Here is a 19754-nt window from a genome sequence, read left to right as displayed (position 1 = left end):
CGATGACAACAATAACCCGCGACATAATCATTGTAGGTGGTGGAACAGCGGGGTGTTTTGCGGCGGCGACAGCCGCCCAGAAGGGACTCGATGTGACTCTCCTTGAGCGAAAAAGCGAGGAAGACGGTGGGCACATTGCTTGTGGTGACGCTATCAAAGGAACGAGTACGTTTCCGGACGTTATTGACCGTGACTATCTTCGGGAAGAATCGTTCACAAACGAGAATATTCAGCGCGCCCTCTTCATGAATCCGCGGGGAGACGACTATACCATCCCCTTTGAAGGCGAAAGTGGGGCGGTCGTCGACAGGAAGCGGTACGGCGAGATATTGCTTGAGGAAGCTGACCGCGTCGGTGCCGAGATTGAGTATAACACTGTTGTTCAGGATGTGATACAAAACGGCAGCGTTGAGGGAGTCAAGGCCATCCGGAACGACGACCCTGTTGAATATAGAGCAGATATCGTCATTGACGCAGCAGGAACGCTCTCATTGCTACAGGATAAGGTTGACTTCGATGGAAGCAGGTACGATACGAACGTCAACTACCAACAGTTTTGCTCGGCCTACCGTGAGGTTATTGAGGTTCCTGAGCCAGTGGAGTACGACGACGCTATCGTGTTCAAGCCCACTGCTGAACTAGGATATCTCTGGTATTTCCCCCGGACAAAAACGGAAATTAACGCCGGACTCGGGTTTCAGATGAACAAACCGCCGATTGAACTGGTCTCGGTACTCAAAGATGACCTCGAAAACCAACCGGAGTTCCGAGGCGCTGAAGTGAAAGATAAGTTGGGTGCAGCACTTCCGACTCGCCGTCCATACGATTCAGCGGTTGCACCCGGGTTCATGTCTGTCGGAGACGCTGCAGCACACGTTAACCCCACAACAGGTGGCGGGATTCCCGGTGCTGCCAAGGCTGGCCACTGGGCTGCCGAAGTTGCGACAGAAGCTATCAGCGATGGGACCGTCAGCGAAGCAGCACTGTGGGAGTACAACCATTTGGTCCAGACAGGATTTGGCAAAAAATTCGCCGCGATGGACCTCTACAATATCTTCGGTGGAGCACATAGTGTCGAAGTCTTGACTAATATTGTGACGGCATTACCCGGCGAAATGCTTGTCGACCTAATGGGGAAAAAGGGCGCAGTCTCGATGTCATTTACAGAAAAAATCAAGGCAGCAATTGTTACTGCAATCGAAACGCGAGGCAACTGGAGAACGCTCCGAGAAGCCTACACAGTCAATCATTTTGCTGCTGACCTGAAAGAAATTTATAACGAGTATCCAACGACTCCCGACGGGTTCGAATCCTGGCAAACTCGTCGTGATGGGTTGATGGACGACGTTTACGATGTTACGGGCGCAGAGCGCAAGTATTGACCACCACGTATTTTTTGCCTACTCGTAAGCAGTGAACTCCTTTCCGTACACGACGAAATACCCAACGCCGACGAGGCCAATCATCGAGGCTACTGCGAATGTCAGTGGTGGACTTCCAGTAAATTCAAGTTGAATACCCGGAACGGTTATCCCACCGTATATCACGCCGCCAAGCGCTGCACTTGGAATGACAACTGTGTTCCTTGCAAGGTAGTACGACCCAGAGACGCGCCCGCCGGTTTCCTTTTGTGCTGGCCCGACGATAAGGGCCTTATGAGCTGGCAGTCCTGCAAACCGAAGGCCCGAAAAGGCAAATAAAACGATAACAAGGGCTGCTGTGACAGGAGTTTCTTCCGGAACTGAAATCAGCAAGATTGGGAATATTGCATAGATGAAAAACCCGAATGTGACGACAGGTTTCAACCCCACCTGCTCTGAGACCTTGGCTGCTATGGGCATTGAAACGAGCGCGACAACCATCTCAACAGCGAGCAACACGCCAAAGAAGACATCTGGACTGAGTGTCACAGAGCCAAGGGAAAGACTGACCTCCAGAAAATCAGTCACGACAATCACAAAGAAAACATAGACCATCCCGTTAGCAAAACGGACGAGCGTATCAGCAATCAAAAGCGGCTTGAGTTCTGCAGGGAGTGTCCGCAAGTCGTCTCGAATTGATTGTATTCCCTGAAATTCTTTTCCGAGTGAGGTATCCTCTGGTTTGTAGAGATAATGCTGTATCAGTGTGGCGACGACACCGAATACCATTGCGACAGCGAGGATTACCTGAAATCCGAGACGGAAATCAGCAAATACAAACAGAATGACCGCTGCTACCAGTGGTCCGAACAGAAATGCCGTCCGGCGGAACACTTCGGTGCTCGCGAAGCCACGAGCCAGTTGGGAGGGAGGGACAGACTGTTTGATAATAGCGAAAGAAGCCCCCAGACCGAATGATTTCCACGCCTGTGCAAGAAAGAGCCCAACAAAAATCCAAAACCACGGTTCGATACTAACACCAATAATAGAGAGTGTTCCAATCTCGGGAGCAACAACCCAGAAAAGAAAACCCAGACTCGAAAGTAACCCAAAGAGCGTGAGTGCGTATCTGGACCCAATACGGTCAGAGATAATTCCACCCGGATACGGATACGTTGCACTGATAACGTTTTGGACCGTTCCAAACAGCCCGATAGTCAGTCCACCTGCACCGAGAACTTCTAGGTACCGGGGGATGTACCGACTAGTCATTTGGAAGCCAAGACTAAACGCAAACATTGCGGCTGAAAGAACCAAAACGTCTCGACGAAACGAGAAGAACTGCCTGAATGGGTCAAATAGGTCTGGGGTCTCTTCTGTGGGTTGCGCTTGTTCCTGTTTTTTCATTGTCTTTTTGTTGTCGAAATACCTTACATTGGGTGTCTCCCAAGGGGCTCTAATAGATTGCGTTGCTGTCTTGTTCACCAACACAATGACTCGTTTTCTGACTAACGAAATATTACAGGTTACCCACGCATTCAGATTGTCACGCTATGTGTCTTTTGCATGGATATGACTCGGTCTGACTTCTCTGGACCGTAGATAATCACTTCTTGAAGGTTGTTTTTCAGGCCACGTTTCGTTGTGATTCATGGCTGTCTTCGTCCTAATTTGCGTTTGATGTGTTCGGACCTCTGTTATTCGTACTGGTGTCTGAACCTAGGTTTACAAAGCCTGTGCGTGTTATCCTCTAGCTAAGAACGTAAGAATGAGTAGTGGACTCAAAGAACTACATCGTGCTGCCAACCGAATGTACGGAGCAGATTCTATCGAAGACTGCTACGAGATAACGATTAATGCAGCAGTCGATGTAATCGGCATGGATTGGTGTTCGCTCGTCGCGCCATCAGACGAAGCAGACGTTTTCGAGATAAAAGCAATCTCGGAGGCAGGAACAGCTGAACCCGGTGAGCGTGTGTTTGGTGTTGAGAAAGGAGTTGCTGGATACGTGTATCGAACGAAGGAGACGCGCTGTATCGACGACGTAACTGGTTCTGACCGGGCAAAGCCCACAGATAACACAATCAAGTCGGCTCTAACGATTGCTGTCGGTGACTGGGGTGTGTTTCATGCTATGTCGGCCGAGACAAATACGTTCGACAGCCGCGATATTAACTGGGCAGAGTTGCTCTGTATGTCATTGGGAACAGTGCTTGAACGCCACCAGCGCGAAGAGAGACTCCGGTCCCAAAACGAGCGTATTACACAGCTTGCCGGAGCTCTTTCCCACGACCTGAGGAATCCACTCCAGGTTGTCAAAGCACGAGCAAAGCTTGCGCGTGAGGACCCGGACCCCCATCTGGATGCGATTCAAGATGCAACCGACCAGATGGAAGCACTCGTCGACGACCTGCTCGCCATGATTCGCAGTGATACAACAAACCCCGAAATGGAGCCGGTGAGCCTCGGGCAGATGATTGACCACTGCTGGACGCATCTCGACTCCGAGACCGCAACTCTCTCGGAGCAGACTGACCGGCTGGTCCGTGCAGACCGTCGGTTCCTCCGGCAGATATTCGAAAATCTCCTGACGAATGCTGTTGTACACAGTGACGGTTCTGTCGAAGTCACAGTCGGAACGACAGCAGATGGATTTTTCGTCGCAGACGACGGTCCCGGTATTCCGTCGGCGAAACAAAACCGAGTCTTCGACCGAGGACACTCAACAGCAACCGACGGCACAGGGTTTGGCCTCAATATTGTCCAAGAATTCGCGGCTGCACATGGGTGGGATGTGTCGGTAACTGAAAGCAAGATGGGCGGGGCACGATTCGACGTAACTGGCGTCGAATTCCTTGATTAATGCCTCACTGAATGTCTCACAGCCTCACTCTATTTTCAACTGGCCAGTCTCGTCACTCTGTTCACTGGCGTTTGCATCCCACTCAAGCTCGAATTCGAGACTCAACTCATTTGGCCCGTCGGTTGGCCCCTCACGTTCAGCCTTGACCTCAAACGTTGGATGGGCTGGCGGTTCCATCGTCACAGATTCAGAGCCCGACTTCAGCGTTATCCCGTCGCCTTGGTCAAGCTTCTCGGCGATACGGCGCAGGTACGCTGCGATATCTTCTCGACTCTGGTCGCTTTCTGATTTGAACAAGACTTCTTCAGGCATGCATGACCTACTACACGCCGTGCAACGATAAGTGCACTCCTCTTGAGCTTAGGCTCAGTATGTTATTCAACAAAATGCTCGGTCAGGGATTTGAACCCTGGTCTTCGGCTCGAAAGGCCAAAATGATTGGCCGGACTACACCAACCGAGCGAACGCATTAGACACTGGGAATCTGTTGGTAATAAACCCTGTCATTTGGATCGATGTTTTGGTCCAAATTCGCCATACTATAGCGTGATACTCGATCTCACGACTCATTCGACGAGCAAAATACTGTAGCTTTGTTTTGAGTTTTGAACTGTTTTTGTCGCATAATGCAGTAGCTACCACGCAAGATGTGCTGGCGACGTGGTCGATATATCGGTGAGTTTTTTGTGTGTTTGCTTGATTTTGACTGTCGTACTCAAAGACGAGTCGTCAATCGACAAACACGCACATCAAGACCAGCCACGGACTGAAGTCTTCGTGTGAATGCTGCGTGTGCTGGTCTTGTTGAGCGTACGGTCGCTTTTCGTCGCGGGATATCGTTGAAACGCTCTGTCCTGCGGGTTTTGACTATACGTCCAGAACAGACACGAAGACAAAGAACACAGTCACAGAAACAAACGTATCATGTCTCAGCTAATACAGAGACTGTTGACCCAACATGCACTCACTCTCGGTTCCCCAAGGGTTACTGTGCCACCCTCATAATCAGAGGTGTTGATGATGTTCTCCGTGCTCACAGCAGTAGCTGAGGTCAGTACAACCCTGTCCACTTTCTCGGTTATCGGTTTTGAACTAGGGCAGACGGCTATCACCGCAACCGGTGTTGTGATGATTCTGCTACTCATCATGGGGTCTGGGTTCTTTTCCTCGTCGGAAATCGCGATGTTTTCACTGTCGCCCCACCAGATTGACGCGATGGTTGAGGAGGGGAAACGCGGTGCGCGGGCGATTAAGTCGCTTAAATCGGACCCACATCGATTGCTCGTAACGATTCTGGTCGGAAACAACCTGGTCAATATTACGATGTCATCTATTTCGACGACCATTGTCGGGTTCTACCTCGATGCAGGCACGGCAGTGCTCGTCTCGTCGTTTGGTATCACGTCGATGGTCCTGTTATTCGGTGAGAGCGCGCCTAAATCCTACGCTGTCGACAACACCGACACGTGGGCACGAACCGTTGCACCCCTCCTGAAAGTCGTTGGAAAACTGCTCTGGCCACTTATCACACTCTTTTATTACTTGACGAGACTCGTCAACAAAGTCACTCCTGGGAACTCTGCTATGGAATCATCGTACGTCAGCCGTGACGAAATTCGAAACATGATCAAGACGGGCGAGCGCGAAGGTATTCTTGACGAAGAGGAGCGTCAGATGATTCATCGCACCCTGCGATTCAGGAATACTGTTGCCAAAGAAGCAATGACGCCACGTCTCGATGTTAAGGGCATCTCCAAGGAGACGACAGTCGAAGAAGGCATTGAGGAATGTATGCAGTCGGGACATGCTCGTCTCCCTGTCTACGAGGGTTCGCTTGACAACATCGTCGGTGTCTTTGATATCCGTGACCTAGATCGGGACGCAGATTACGATACCACTGCAGACCGGGCTGTGGGTGACGTGGTCACTCCGACACGCCAGATACCCGAATCAAAGAATGTCGATGATTTGCTCGTGGAGATGCGCGAAAACCGACTACATATGGTCATTGTTGTCGACGAATTCGGCGCAACTGAGGGGCTTATTACGATTGAAGATATTGTCGAAGAGATTGTTGGCGAGATACTGATGGATGACGAAGCCCATCCAATCGAGTACATCGACGACACTGAAATGCTCGTTCGTGGCGACGTGAACATTGATGAGGTCAATGAAGTACTCGATATCTATCTCCCTGAAGGTGAAGAGTTCGAGACTATTGCAGGCTTCATTTTCAACCGCGCTGGCCGCCTCGTCAAGCAGGGTGAGGAGTTCGACTACGAGAATATGACGTTGCGAGCCGAACAAGTAGATGATACTCGCATACAAAAGGTCAGAGTTACCATCGACGCTGAGACTGTTGGTTCTGATCCCGAGACATCTTCAACTGGCGACGGTGAAACAAACTAACGGACAGTATCACAGTCGGCTGTCGTACTTTGAGAACGTGGCAGGGTTATTAGGGTCTCGACAGTTCTAGGACTGCCTATCCAGCCATGTACGAGAATATCCTTCTCCCCTTCGACGGTAGCGATGGTTCAACAGAAATCCTCCACCACGCAAGCGAGGTCGCTCATTGGTCTGACGCGACCATTCATGTGCTGTACGTTGCTGATACAGCGCGTGACAGTGTCACTGTTGTCGAGAATGACACTATCGACGTGCTTGTTGAGAAGGGCTACGACATCGTTGAGGAAGCTGCAAAAACGCTGGATACAGTTGGCCTTTCATACGAAACCGATGTCGTTCAAGGGAATCCAGCACCGACAATCGTCGATTACGCTGAACGATACGACCAAGACTTGGTCGTAATGCCAACGCATGGGCGTACAGGACTTCCACGCCACCTTCTCGGAAGTGTCTCCGAGAAGGTCGTCCGTCTCTCCTCGGTCCCTGTTCTGACGGTCCGCATGCAGCCAGATGAGACGCTTCAGTTCCCGTATGAACATATCCTCATCCCGACTGATGGAAGTGACGCAGCGACACGCGCTGCCAAACACACGCTCTCACTTGCGGCGTCGAGTGATGCAACTGTGCATATCCTCTCTGTTGTCGACGATGCTGCACTCGGGTTAGATGTCCGGTCGACAGTTGACAGCAACGAAAGCGAACAGGCCGCGACCGAAGCTGTCGAAGCTATTGCCTCGGAGGCAAACGCGCGTGGGATTACCGATATCACCCGTCACGTCGAACACGGGACACCAATCGAGACACTGCTTGACTGTATCGAATCGAACGATATCCATGCAGTCGGGATGGGAACGACAGGGAGACAGGGAACGGACCGGATTCTGTTTGGTAGTGTTGCTGAAAAAACTGTGCGCTCGGCGCCAGTTCCTGTCGTGACTATTGGGGAGCCATAGTAATACAGAACTCGCTCAAACAGTGACCGCAACACGGTCTGGCAGGAACTGTGTGAGTTTGTTGCCGTAACCGCTGACGGGTGGTTGCTGTTGGCCGGCGACGCCATGGAGACGAAGCTGTCACCGCATTCATATCCGTCGAGTCAAAGACTCGGGCATGACTGAGTGGACACAATCACGCGTTCGAGACCTACACGATGATCTCGTCACACTGTACGAACCGGTCGACCGCGAGGAAGCACACGGCGCTGATCCAGATGCGAACCCTGGCGCTGGGGTTCGGCAGTTGTTGACCACAATCCTTTCACAGAACGTCGCCGACCAGAACACCCGGCGGGCTGCAGACAGCCTGTTTGAGCGGTACGACACCTTTGCTGACATCGAAGCCGCCGAACAAGCGGAACTCGAAGAGACGATTCGGGTCGCTGGCCTGCCCACACAGAAGTCGGCGCGAATTCAGCGGGCACTCGCGGCTATCCGCGACGAGACCGGTGGCGCATATTCGCTAGCATTTCTCGACGCTATGTCGACAGACGACGCAAAAGGCTGGCTGACAGATATCAAAGGCGTCGGGCCAAAGACGGCGAGTGTGGTGTTGAACTTCCATTTCGGTAAGCCAACCATGGCTGTCGATACGCACGTCGAGCGCGTCTCTAAGCGGTTTGGACTTGTCTCGGACTCCGCCACAAACGAGCATGCACACGACCAACTCGGAAATCTTGTTCCGGACGAACTGACCTACCCGCTGCACGTACTACTAATCCGTCACGGTCGCACCTATTGTACAGCCCGGAACCCAGACTGTGACAACCCTGTCTGTGACGCGTACTGTACGTGTTCAGGCTGTTGACCCCTCCTGTATGGTCGCCACAGTCGTAATCTGTGTCTCTAGGCGAGAACCGTTTTGAGTACCGAACCCAATTGACCGGTATGCGCGCAGCAATGTACAACGGCCCGGGCGAGATTGCAGTTGAGGAGGTACCAAAGCCGGCGCTTGACTCCCCTCGCGGTGCGCTGATTCGGGTCACACATACTGCTATCTGTGGCTCCGACCTGTGGTTCTACCGCGGCGAGAGTGACCGCGAGACGGGTTCGGCGGTCGGACACGAGCCGATGGGAATCGTCGAAGAAACCGGGACAGATGTTACCAGCCTCAAGCCCGGCGACCGCGTGTTCGCGCCGTTTGTCATCAGCTGTGGCCGGTGTGAGTTCTGCCGGCGCGGCCTGCACACATCCTGTACGAATGGCGGCTCTTGGGGCGGCGAAAACGGTGGCGGACAGGGCGAGTACGTCCGAGTACCCGAAGCAGACGGGACACTTGTGCGTGTGCCCGATAGGTACGCTAACGACGAGGAGACATTGAAGTCAATACTTCCGCTGACCGACGTGATGGGTACCGGGCACCACGCGGCAGTCAATGCCGGTGTCGGAGAGGGCGACACCTGTGTCGTCGTCGGTGATGGGGCTGTCGGGCTCTGTGGTGTACTCGCGGCCCGCCGTCTCGGCGCAAAGCAAATTGTCGCGATGGGCCACCACGAGGACCGACTCTCACTTGCCGCCGAGTTCGGCGCGACAGAAACGGTGGCCGAACGCGGTGAGGCAGGCGTCAAACGGGCACGTGAACTGACCGGAGGAGGCACTGACCATGTCCTCGAATGTGTCGGTGCAGCCTCAGCCATGGAGACGGCAATCGACATCTGTCGACCCGGCGGAACTGTCGGATATGTTGGCGTTCCTCATGGCGTAGAGGAGGCAGGGCTCGACGTATTCTCCCTGTTTAGTGATAATATCTCTCTCTGTGGTGGGGTCGCACCAGTGCGGGCGTACGCTGATGACTTGCTCGCAGATGTCCTCGACGGCACACTTGACCCGTCGCCGATATTCACAAAGACAGTAGACCTCGACGGTGTGTCTGAGGGGTACCGGGCGATGGACGAACGCGAGGAAATCAAGGTGCTCGTTCGAATCGACGACCACTCTGAGTGAGGCCCACAGGGTGAGAGGACCAGTTGTCTATGGTGCTATTTTCGGTCTCTCTGCAATCCCTTGCGTATTTTATAAAATAGTCATCTAAAAACAATATTCACAGAAGAATCAAGGCGGATGCTACGGGGCTTGACCCCGAGGTAGTTGACATGCTGGTGTTATTGTAACCCGTATGAGAAATTCGGTTAGTGCCACTGGTTTTCGTCACTACCGCGAAAAGACTCCGCGTAGGTGTGCTACCCTGATTCTGTGTCTTCATCTGACAATCGCCGTTGCAGTAGGTAGCCTACGCCACCGAGGCTGACAAGCGCGCTGCCGATGCCAAACCCGGGACCAGAAGCATCTGACTCTGATTCGCCGGCTTCGTCTGTCTTGGTTGCCATGTCGTCTTCCGGGTCAGCCGTCGATTCGGTGTCGTCTCCAGACATTGTCTCCTCGTCTGTGTTGTCTTGCTCACTCGTTTCGGCTTCGTCTGCATCCTCCGAACCTTCCTCGTCGCCCGGTTGCTGAATGTTCACAAACTCGTTGTCGGTCACCTTCGCAACCTCTGCATCGTTAGCAATGTCGAGCCCCCTCTGTGCGCCATCAACACTGTTGGCCCGAATCGGGGCGAGAATGGCCCCGTCGACGACGAATGCTGTTTCCGTGATGTCAGATAGCGTGTTCGACTCGACCGGGCGAGTCATACTCCCCGAGACCACAATCCCGCGGTTCGCACCCGTAATCGTGTTTGAGCGGATAGGGCCAACATCCTGCCCCCAGTGGCGACTCAGGAACCGCGGTGTCCCGAGATGGATTCCCACAGTGTCGATGTTCGAGAGCGAATTTCCTTCGATAGCCCCCACCTGACCGGCTACGTCGATACCCGTCTCAACGTCGGTGATTGCATTCCCTCGGACCGTCGTCTTTGCCCGGCTGGTGACGGTAGTCGTGTTCTGGAAATCCACCTGGCGACCGACGCCGACGGCTGTTGTGTTCGCGGTCAACTCGTTGTCCACGATTCGGAGTGCCGGGGCTTGGCCCGCACGGACGGCTGTGTCTGCTCCGGCTACGGCAAGGTCGTGGACCGTCACACCGGACGGCTGTGGTAACCCCTTCGCGATGGCCCCCGTACGGGCTACCTGAACACCCGTTCTGGCACCTGTCCCGTCGACGACAAGCCCCGAGATAGTCACGTCGTTAGCGTTGACCAACACGGCTGCAGGCTTCTGGGCTCCCTCGTTAGAGAACTGAACCTCGGGTGTGGCTCCGTCTGTGGCTGTCAAGGTCAGTGGTTTATCAATAACAATTCCGGCACCGTCATCTGACGTGGCGACTGCGTCCCCTTGTCCGTCCATGAGTTCAATTGTCGTTCGAGGCGCAACCAAGTCGATTGGGACCTGCAGTGTCGGTGGGTCACCCGGAGAGATGACAAATGGGTCAGGGTGTGCGTACACCAGATGACCCTTGCCGCTGACTGACTTACCGCCGCCCGTGAACTCATAAGAGAGTTGGAACTGTGCGACCAAGACTGATTCAGCGACGTTGATGCCAACCGTAAGCTGTGTCTGGTCCGGGTCGATACTGACCGGTTCTCCAAGCGCCGCCGCAGTACCGGCGACGCTGAGTTCTAACTCTTTGGGATCGAACGGCCCATCGGCTCTCATCTCGATGACAACCGTTTGGGCGTTCGCAACGTCGAACGTCGCCGTCACCTCTTCTCCTGTGTCTATCCGTGTCGACATCCGGTCAGCCATCTTGACATCGAGGTCATCTGTCTGATTGAGCTGGAACGCTTGGGTGTCAGTATCCGCTGGGTCGATACGCGTCGCTGTCGTGTCGAAACCGGGACCAATAGCGCCGATTGGCTGCGTCCCCGGTGGGACTGTGAGTTCGTACCTGCCCTGAGTGTCTGTCTCGGTTGTGAGTCCAACTTCCGAAGCGACTGTCACACTGTCGAGTGGGCGACCGGACGCATCTGTGACCGTTCCAGAAACAGTCTCACTGGCTTCGAGTTGACTGATAGCCGAAAGTGCTGAGACGATGCCTTGCCCGTATCTGTCGTCGTGCCCGGGGTCGATGTCGAACGCGTCCTCGGCGGCTGGATGGCGAGCTGTTTCGGTAATCGCATTTTTAATAGCGTCGTTGTCGGCGTCGGTCACAGCCATGGCGAGCGCAGCGACGCCGGCGACACAGGGTGCTGCAAAACTTGTGCCAGAATTACGGTCGAACTGGCCGTCGAGTACCGGCCCCAGCGTATCGACGGCGGGAGCAGTCACGTCAGGAACGGTGAACTCCTCCGGCCACCAGTCGGCCGTAGTGTCTCCCCAGTACCGGTCGGTGTCGATACGTTCACCGCTAGTATTTTCATACAGTTCCCGATTGTCGTCGATACCACCGACCGAGAGCACGCCCGGAATATTCGCTGGCGAAAAACCCGTGTATTGTCCGGAGTTCCCGACGGCGCTGACGACAAGAAGTCCGCTCTCGATGGCGTTTCGGATTGGCTCCACGATTGCCTGATTGTAAATTGGAAGTCCGAGACTCATCGAGATGATATCGACATCCTGTTCGATAGCCCATTCGATGCCCGCGAACACCGCGAGGGTCCGAATTCCCTCGGGTGGTTGGCTGACCATCTGGGCCTTGTAGAGATTTACCCCGGGTGCGACGCCGTACTTGGTTCCATCATCAGTGGCACCGCCCGCGATGGCTCCGCTGACGGCCGTTCCGTGGCCAGCCTGTGGGAACTCTGTTTTGGCATTTGGCTCTGAGTCAATCCGGTTACCACTCTCGTCGAACTCCGCCCATCCGCCACGCTCCAGGGAGGCTGCCAGTTCCTCGTGCCCGGTGGTATCAATCCCAGTGTCGATAACTGCAACATCTACGCCCTCACCTTGGGTTCCGTATACATCCCACGCCTGTGGTACGTCCATTTCTTCCAAGTGGTATGCAACGCCGCTCTCCTCGCTCTGGCTGGGGCCCAGGCCAGTCGCCGCCGTGTCTGTCCCGTTGGCGGTGCCGTGTACCCCGACAGCAGCGTTCGTGTGTACTGTGGTGACGTGCTCGATTGCTAGGATTGCGTTCCGGCTGACCCTCTTGGGGTTGACAGACACCAGTGCGGCGTTTGCCGCCCAGAATGTTCGCTCGATACTGACACCTGACTGTTCAGCGACGAACTGTTTGAAAGGACGCTGAGTTGTGCGTGCGTGACGTTGTAGCATCGCCTTTCCGGCACCTTCTGCCGGTTCAAACCGGACGACAACTTGGGCTGTGCCGGCTGTGTCTTCGGTTTCTGGATACTCAGCAAATGCCGTGCCAACACCAGACTCAATCCCCCATCCTGCTACACCGACCCCAACCGTGCCGGCGATGAACTCCCGCCGGTTCGGCGAATGTGTATGTCGGTCCACGAACAAGACACAGTATTTGAATTATATAAACCTCTGTCAGTCATTATCACAGATGGAACTGAGCCAGTTATCTCGTTTTACGGCTTCGTTGTAGTTTTTATTCTTGTCATATTGTATCGAAAAAGCATTCTCTGCGGGTAATCTTCAGCGGTCGCCCGTTCAACGTGACCAAAACAGTTTAAGAACGAAGAGAGTCGGTGTTTTACTTCTCTAGAGATATGCTCGACAGCATTCCGGAGTTCTTTAAGAAAGTAATCTGTGAGAGCGGTTGTTGTCGTGGAAAACAGCCGGAAATGACGTAATTTGGTCGATTCCAGATCAGCAGCGGCGTACAGGCAGTACTACTAGTCGTCGACTCGAATCACAGTTTCGTCAACCGTAATCTATTCACAGTCTTGCCGCTGGTCGGTTGTAAATCAGCCCCAAGCGTGGACAGCATTCCGACATCACTAGGCATCCAACTTCTCAAGGATAGAGATGGTCTTTGAGAAAGATAGGCCAGCTATGTGGATCCAAACACCAAGCTTCATTACCTGCTTGGGTGTCCGCTGGTGCTTCACAACATCCAAACCAACCCCGTGGCTATCTCTACCGACGCGGGCAATTTATGATATAGACTCCAAGAAATATTCTCCGCCACAGTTTGAGAAGGAATCTATGGCACCCTGTATAAAATGTAGACTGCTCAAACCGTGACAATTATGTATAGTCTTTTGATACTAGCTAATAGGTGTACAGCTGCTCTTCATTGATATGACGGCACATCTGTTCACAAAAACCGACGGCGCACCCACCAATCAACTCAACAGAAAATATTCGTGCCCAAAAATCGATAAATCATGACCGATCTCTTTTTAAACTACAATTGGAATTCAACAGAAATCTACCATCGTGTAACCTGTGAGTTACTTAAACAGACCAGTATAGATACTATTGGAGCCACTGTTGTCGGACGGAAACCCTACAAATTCCTCAAAGAACAAAACAATATCAATTACGATCCACTGTACTGTGTACAAGACGTTCATCAGAATATCGTTGAAAACCAATACGACCCAGAAAGAATTAGCGAGCTTGAGAACCGATATGGGGCTCCCAACTTATGGCCCGCACTCTGGGCAGATCGGAAGTACATTGAGTATACACCGGAGAAACAAAAACGGCTAGTTCAAGGATGGTTTGACTTTTTCATTGAACTGTTCGATAGTTTCAATCCGGATATATATCTAACTTCTGCGGTAGATTCAGCCTATACCTGGATACCATTCCGGATTGTGAATGAAGAGTACGGAACTGCCGTACAAAGAGCGCACACGAGAGTACTTGATAGGGAAGTGCTGCAAAAAACAGTGGCTGGTCGGTTCAACACAATCTGGGACCGATACGAGAAGATGGGATCTGATGTCGAAACCGTGTATTCTGAATCTTATCAGGAAGCGACGACCTTTCTGAGAAAATTCCGTAAAGAAGGTGTCACTCCAGAATATACGGACAGTGACTCCTCGCAAACAGGAGATCCATCTAAACTCTATGAGCTGGTAAACTACTGGTATCAGAAGAAGTTGGGATACTATAATGACGATTTCTATCACGACAGCACACAGCGTCGAATCAAAGAGTCAGTCAAACAGCTCTTATGGAGAAAATACGTCGACTACCGTGATCTGTTCCAACGGCCAAACTACAACAGCAACTACGTTTATTTCCCGCTTCATTTGCAACCGGAGGCGTCTACAATGGTTAAAGCACCGATGTATGTTGAGTTGCCAGACGTGATTCGAGATCTATCTAAGAGCTTGCCTGTCGATTACAACCTGTACGTGAAAGAACATCCTGCGTTGTATAAATACAAAATCCGACGGCCAAGGTACTACAAAGAGATTGATAAACTCCCAAACACTGTCCTGATTCACCCACATGTTGACTCTCATGAGCTAATCAAAAGTTCTGATGCAGTCACTACTGTCACAGGAACGGCTGGTCTAGAAGGTGTGTTTTATAAGAAGCCTGTTCTCACTTTCGGGGAACCAAATTATAGCAAACTTCCACAGGTATATGAAGCAGGTGATCCCAAAGGCTTACCTGCTGTACTCTATGACGCCCTTTCAGAGCACAGACATACCGATGAGTACGAGTCTGAACTAATCAAGTATCTCACTGCAATCTTCCATGAGAGTTATCCAAGTCTGAATAATAAATCAGGCGAAAGATTACAAGACGCGATACAAAAGCAGTGCTCGGTACTTGAGCAGGAACTCTTCCGTTAACCGCTTCTATATTCCCCAGAACATCGACTGTGAAAATATCAGTCTCTTATGACAAATTTCGATTCTTCACACACTTAACTGGTAGAATGATCTTCTTCATATTCAATAAACTCGTCATCAGATAAATCACCGCACAGAATATTCATGCGACGTTTCTATGGCGGCAAAGACTCAAATAGGCACTAGTAGCTCACAACAGGAGCAGCGACGTTCAACCTAACAGGGGACTGCTGGCGACAGCTAAAATTGGCACTTAGAGTGATATTTCATCTCAAAATAAGTTCAAATCAGGAACTCGGTCAGGACTCGAACCAATCAATCTGCGAAGGGCCTGCCGATATCCGGGTTGATGCGTATAAAAACAAATGTTTATATGAATGTTGGACACGATAGTATTATATAAATGGTTGAGTATTCTGAGACCGAACAGCAGATAATTCGATCTATCTTTTCAGATTTCAAAGACGCTGGTGTTGATTTTGTTATTCCACGCAATTATCAACAACTTCCAGAACGCGTTGATGGCGGTGATATTGATATTGTAATCCGGCCTGACGACTTGGGCGCTGCAGTAGAGATTTCCGAGAGATATGGGTTCGAGCGGCGATCGACGGCAGTCAGTCGTATAAAAGGGCTTGCACGAAGGGTACTGGAGTACCCACAAGAAACTATTCGATTAATCCGCTCAGACCCAACAATTGTTTATTCATCTATTAAGGATGCACTGCTTCCCGATAGAGACGATTTCGATGAACTTGCAGCCGAATACTCCGAAAAAAAACGAGAGCAGGGCAATGTTATATTCCACTTTATGAACCATCTTGCATACAAATCACCAAAGAATGGTAGAAAAGTCCGCGTTAACCCTCTTGTTGAGGATCTGTTGTACAAACGATCGGAATACGTCGAAGGTGTTCCAATCCCTGCTCCGCCAGATGAATTAGCACATCTCGTTTGTCGCGGAGTGTTCAAATACGAAGGAAAGTTTCCGGATTATTATATCAATCAGTGCGACAAGTTGAAGCAAGATGTACTCTCGAACCCGGAGTCGCACCAAGCGTTTACGCAACTACTCTCTCTCCTGTTCTTCGAAGCCGATGATACTGTCCTCAGCCATATTGAAGATAGTCGATACAATCAAATCAAACCAGCGCTGATTTCGTTTTCTGGTTACTAGCCATTCTGACGATCAAAACACTAATCTACTCTTGGAATGCTAATGCCGCTAATGAATGTATTTGTCCGGGATCTCAAACAGACACAGATTGACTCTGAGCCGGATTTGGCAAGCACCAAGCTGGCTATAGAAGATAACATCGGGGAGTCGATTCATATCCACTGGCGAAACCTACGCCTCGAAATGACTGTTGACGATTATGAACTGTTTGCGACTGAAATTATAAAAGCATCGGAGGAATTAAACAATGGGAATTGTTGAATCGGCTCTGTCGGAATTTGAACTTTCTGATGGTACCGAGTATACGGTCGAGTATAACGAAGGCGATATAATTCATATCCATGCTGGCCCTCTTCGCATTGAGTGTTCCGAAAAAGAGTTTCAAGAGTTCGCAGATGCCACCGAAGACGCTCTATTGCAACTCAGAGAAGAGAAAAATTTGTGAATATTCATATGGCTGAAAACCCCTAACGAGACAAACAGATGATCTTTTGGCGAGCAATTCGGCACCTGCTATTTTTCAGCATCGTAGGAAAACGAATTAATCAAAAGCCCATATTCAATGATATTATTTTCTACCTCTTTCGAGAAGGTACGAACATCTATACCAAGTATCGCTTGAAAATATGGGGGACACATACCGATGCAGATCCTTTCAAAATAATCCAGGTTAACCCGGACAAGATTGAGAATATCTCGGGACTCGACTTTGGACATAGCGGTGAAGTTCGGTCAGGGGATTGGGACCAATCGACAAAAAAATTCATCGAAGAAAACCCTGTCGCACAATCTATCAAGCTGCATTTTGAAAACAGCGTACCTTGGCGTGAGACGCCATTGTATAGCGTATTTCAACAGGAACTGAATACGAGGGGAGACGCATGGGGATATAAGTCTATGAGCGACTTCGAAAAGAGATGTGAAGAAATTGAAAATTTATATAATTCGATAGCAACTGATGGCTATTTGACCAACAGAGAGGTATATCGGCAAAATCGAAGCCGTGCCCACGCAAAAAATAATGATGGACTTCATCCAAACATACACGAAGTAAATGTGGACATTGGTCGGGATGGGCAACTGCTTTGGCGACGGGTTGGTCAAAACAGACTGGCAATTGCAAAGGTATTGAACCTCGATAAAATTCCGGTGCGAGTTGCAGTTCGGCACACAGAATGGCAACAGACCAGAGAGACAATTCAATCTGGTGACCAGCAGTCGGCAGATCATCCTGATCTAATTGATACGCTCACGTAGACTTCTTCTATCTACTCACCCGCGACGAGACCCGATTGTTTCTTGAGGCAGAGATTTCCTACTTCCAGGACGTTCCTTCGGAGTGACCTACTCCTAGTTTAGTGAGTCCGCGAAAAAACGTTCCACGCCGTCACAAAATCTCGTACAATTTTGCTGCGCGTCAGACTGTGTCTGACTACCCCGACCGAAAAAAGAGACGTAACGAAGTTGGCCGATATAGACACTCACACAGTTTCAGTTGGCTTTGTGCAGAATTGTCGAACTGATATGAAGTAGAGATAGCTATTTTGTGCTGTGGGTGTTATTATTTAACATGGCAATCTCAGACTACTACGGAGCAGAGCCTGACGAGATATCGCCGTTTGAAGATGGCCCAGCAGTTCGTGGAGGGACAGTAGCTGGATTCATAGCCACGTTGCTAACAAGCATCGCAATTGTGGCAGTCGATATCTCAATGTTGAGTGATACAATCGCTGGGATGTACGGGTTTCAGAACGCGCTGGCAATTGGTCTGGCCACACACTTAGTCCACGGAACAGTATTCGGGGCTATATTTGCGCTCGTACTCACAGACCCAAGTCTGGCTAAAGTAACAAACTCACTCTGGAAGACGGCACTTGCTGGTGTTGTCTACGGTCTGGTACTCTCGCTGGTTGCTACAGGGTTTATTATGCCTGTTTGGGTCGATTTTGTCGGCGTTTCGACAATTGAATCGATGCCATATGTGACGACATCACTGGTTGGGTGGCACGCGTTGTATGGACTCGTCCTCGGTGCGATGTTTCCGTTCCTTGAGAAAGTATAGCAATATTCTAAGCGGTAACCACACCTAGCCAGTAGAAATTGATACGTACCTGACGCTGGAGTCAGGGCGGCTATTTAATAGCGATTTTATATTTCAGTCCGGCGGGGCCATCGAGATATTTCTATGACGCAGCGCCGGTGTAATATTGATGCGTCCGATATCATGACCGGAACGATGCCAGACGAAAGCAGCACGCGCAAAGAGGTCCATACACTCTAGCCGCACCTCCCGAGGATTCCCATCTGTTTGGTCGTGAATCCACTTGATGGCTTCAGCAGTGAATAGCGGTGGCTGCTGTCCATCGTACGATTCATCACAGAAGTATGCAAACGACCGTGCGATGTACTCGGCAATGTCTGCTGGCGAGAATGGATTGATTTCTTCATAGTAGCGGACCCGTGAATCAAGTGTCTCACGGAACTCATGTAGTCGCTCTTTGCCTTCCGGCGTGCCAGAGAGAAAAAGCCGCACGCCGAGGTCACCCGTTGTCTGGAGCGGAGAGAGTAGTTTTGTAGGAAGGTCTTCGATTTCGTCGACGATAAGAAGCACTGTCGTGTCGTCTTTTCTTGCCTTTTGACTGGTCTCTCGGACTGCATCCCGTGTCTCAGCAGTTGCCCATGGAATCCCGTTGCGAACCTGCCAGTAATTCTCTGGGTCGATTTTGTAGCCGGCGTCGCGGGCAGCCTTGATAACGCCCTCGTAGAGACCACGTTCAGTCGTCGCGTTTGGGTTTTTCACGTTTGCGACGACAAAATCGTCTCGGTCACCGAGGTCACGAGCTGCAATTTCTCGGAGTGCGGTCTTGCCCGTTCCATACGGACTGACAAGCCCGATATGTTGTCCCTGCAAGAGCCAACTCGTCAGCTGTGTCAGCATCTCTTCGTCGTGACGGACGTACAACGGCTCTGGCATTTTTTCAGTCCCCGATTCCTCGGTGAACGGCAGGTCGTCGAGATGTTCTGGTTGGCCACCGAGAGCACGACCGAATGATAACAGAATTGGTTTAATTTCAGCGAACCGGCTGCTGAAGACACCCTCTTTCTCGTAGTCGCCCGCCATCATCTCGACGAACCGGTTCGGTCGTTCGTCGGTCTTAGAACCCCCGTTCTTGTCTTTCCCCTGAAACCCGTCGACGTTAGTGGATTTCATCCCGTTCTTGTCCCCGTCCATCTCGTGTACGTTATGCAGTACTGCTTAATTATTTTTCCACAACAGATTCCTTGAAATGTTAACAAATAGTCCGGCGAATTCACGGTCGATTCGCTGTGAATTTAGATACGAGAA

At 51.2% G+C, this 19754-nt stretch carries 16 protein-coding genes, 1 tRNA gene and 1 pseudogene; 12 read left to right on the top strand and 6 right to left on the bottom strand.

The features are described 5' to 3' along the window. The first annotated feature begins 2 nt into the window (after positions 1–2). Complete coding sequence (locus N5098_RS08840; protein ID WP_267637427.1) at positions 3–1382, top strand: geranylgeranyl reductase family protein; 1380 nt, start codon at positions 3–5, stop codon at positions 1380–1382. 18 nt (positions 1383–1400) lie between these two features. Here the strand turns inward: N5098_RS08840 and N5098_RS08835 are convergent, their stop codons facing one another. After that, complete coding sequence (locus N5098_RS08835; protein WP_267637425.1) at positions 1401–2768, bottom strand: MFS transporter; 1368 nt, start codon at positions 2766–2768, stop codon at positions 1401–1403. 403 nt (positions 2769–3171) lie between these two features. Here N5098_RS08835 and N5098_RS08830 point away from each other — a divergent pair, with 403 nt between their 5' ends. After that, complete coding sequence (locus N5098_RS08830; protein WP_267637423.1) at positions 3172–4224, top strand: GAF domain-containing sensor histidine kinase; 1053 nt, start codon at positions 3172–3174, stop codon at positions 4222–4224. Between the two features lie 24 nt (positions 4225–4248). Here the strand turns inward: N5098_RS08830 and N5098_RS08825 are convergent, their stop codons facing one another. Both N5098_RS08825 and N5098_RS08820 read right to left on the bottom strand, forming a co-directional pair. Then, a complete protein-coding gene (locus N5098_RS08825) occupies positions 4249–4536 on the bottom strand; it encodes an amphi-Trp domain-containing protein (protein WP_267637422.1) in 288 nt (95 codons plus the stop codon). Between the two features lie 75 nt (positions 4537–4611). Next, positions 4612–4686: transfer RNA gene (locus N5098_RS08820), tRNA-Glu, on the bottom strand. A 555-nt stretch (positions 4687–5241) separates the two neighbouring features. On the opposite strand from N5098_RS08820, the gene N5098_RS08815 reads away from it, so the two are divergent. The 4 genes from N5098_RS08815 to N5098_RS08800 all read left to right on the top strand — a co-directional run bounded on the left by N5098_RS08815 (position 5242) and on the right by N5098_RS08800 (position 9572). Continuing rightward, complete coding sequence (locus N5098_RS08815) at positions 5242–6633, top strand: hemolysin family protein (protein WP_267637421.1); 1392 nt, start codon at positions 5242–5244, stop codon at positions 6631–6633. Between the two features lie 86 nt (positions 6634–6719). Next, positions 6720–7586 (top strand): universal stress protein, encoded by an 867-nt coding sequence (locus tag N5098_RS08810; RefSeq protein ID WP_267637420.1) that lies wholly within the window; start codon positions 6720–6722, stop codon positions 7584–7586. 157 nt (positions 7587–7743) lie between these two features. Next, positions 7744–8436, top strand: a complete 693-nt coding sequence (locus tag N5098_RS08805) for an endonuclease III domain-containing protein (protein WP_267637419.1) — start codon at positions 7744–7746, stop codon at positions 8434–8436. Positions 8437–8516: 80 nt separating this feature from the next. Beyond that, the gene (locus N5098_RS08800; RefSeq protein WP_267637418.1) at positions 8517–9572 is read left to right on the top strand and encodes a zinc-dependent alcohol dehydrogenase family protein; all 1056 of its coding nucleotides are present in this window, start codon (positions 8517–8519) and stop codon (positions 9570–9572) included. 236 nt (positions 9573–9808) lie between these two features. Here N5098_RS08800 and N5098_RS08795 read toward each other — a convergent pair whose 3' ends face one another. After that, positions 9809–12964, bottom strand: coding sequence for a S8 family serine peptidase (locus N5098_RS08795; RefSeq protein WP_267637416.1), 3156 nt, complete (start codon positions 12962–12964; stop codon positions 9809–9811). A gap of 77 nt (positions 12965–13041) precedes the next feature. Then, positions 13042–13569, bottom strand: a pseudogene (locus N5098_RS08790) (transposase domain-containing protein). Between the two features lie 234 nt (positions 13570–13803). Between N5098_RS08790 and N5098_RS08785 the strand changes: the two are divergent. From N5098_RS08785 to N5098_RS08760, 6 genes are all read left to right on the top strand, one after another. Then, a complete protein-coding gene (locus N5098_RS08785) occupies positions 13804–15231 on the top strand; it encodes a capsular polysaccharide export protein, LipB/KpsS family (protein WP_267637414.1) in 1428 nt (475 codons plus the stop codon). Positions 15232–15634: 403 nt separating this feature from the next. Further along, the gene (locus tag N5098_RS08780) at positions 15635–16408 is read left to right on the top strand and encodes a hypothetical protein (protein ID WP_267637413.1); all 774 of its coding nucleotides are present in this window, start codon (positions 15635–15637) and stop codon (positions 16406–16408) included. 51 nt (positions 16409–16459) lie between these two features. Beyond that, a complete protein-coding gene (locus N5098_RS08775; protein ID WP_267637412.1) occupies positions 16460–16669 on the top strand; it encodes a hypothetical protein in 210 nt (69 codons plus the stop codon). Next, the gene (locus N5098_RS08770) at positions 16656–16853 is read left to right on the top strand and encodes a hypothetical protein (protein ID WP_267637410.1); all 198 of its coding nucleotides are present in this window, start codon (positions 16656–16658) and stop codon (positions 16851–16853) included. The genes N5098_RS08775 and N5098_RS08770 overlap by 14 nt, the downstream gene beginning before the upstream one ends. Positions 16854–16891: 38 nt before the next feature. Continuing rightward, positions 16892–17665, top strand: a complete 774-nt coding sequence (locus N5098_RS08765) for a hypothetical protein (protein ID WP_267637409.1) — start codon at positions 16892–16894, stop codon at positions 17663–17665. Between the two features lie 313 nt (positions 17666–17978). After that, entirely contained in the window at positions 17979–18470 is a 492-nt protein-coding gene (locus N5098_RS08760) for a hypothetical protein (RefSeq protein WP_267637408.1), read from the top strand. A gap of 93 nt (positions 18471–18563) precedes the next feature. Here N5098_RS08760 and N5098_RS08755 read toward each other — a convergent pair whose 3' ends face one another. Further along, the gene (locus N5098_RS08755) at positions 18564–19640 is read right to left on the bottom strand and encodes an AAA family ATPase (protein ID WP_267637407.1); all 1077 of its coding nucleotides are present in this window, start codon (positions 19638–19640) and stop codon (positions 18564–18566) included. Positions 19641–19754 lie beyond the last annotated feature (114 nt).

The organism is Halovenus rubra (genome assembly GCF_026586665.1).
In the GTDB taxonomy this organism is placed as follows: domain Archaea; phylum Halobacteriota; class Halobacteria; order Halobacteriales; family Haloarculaceae; genus Halovenus; species Halovenus rubra.
Note: the sequence above shows the minus strand (reverse complement) of the source record. Positions and strands in the feature narration are given on the sequence as shown.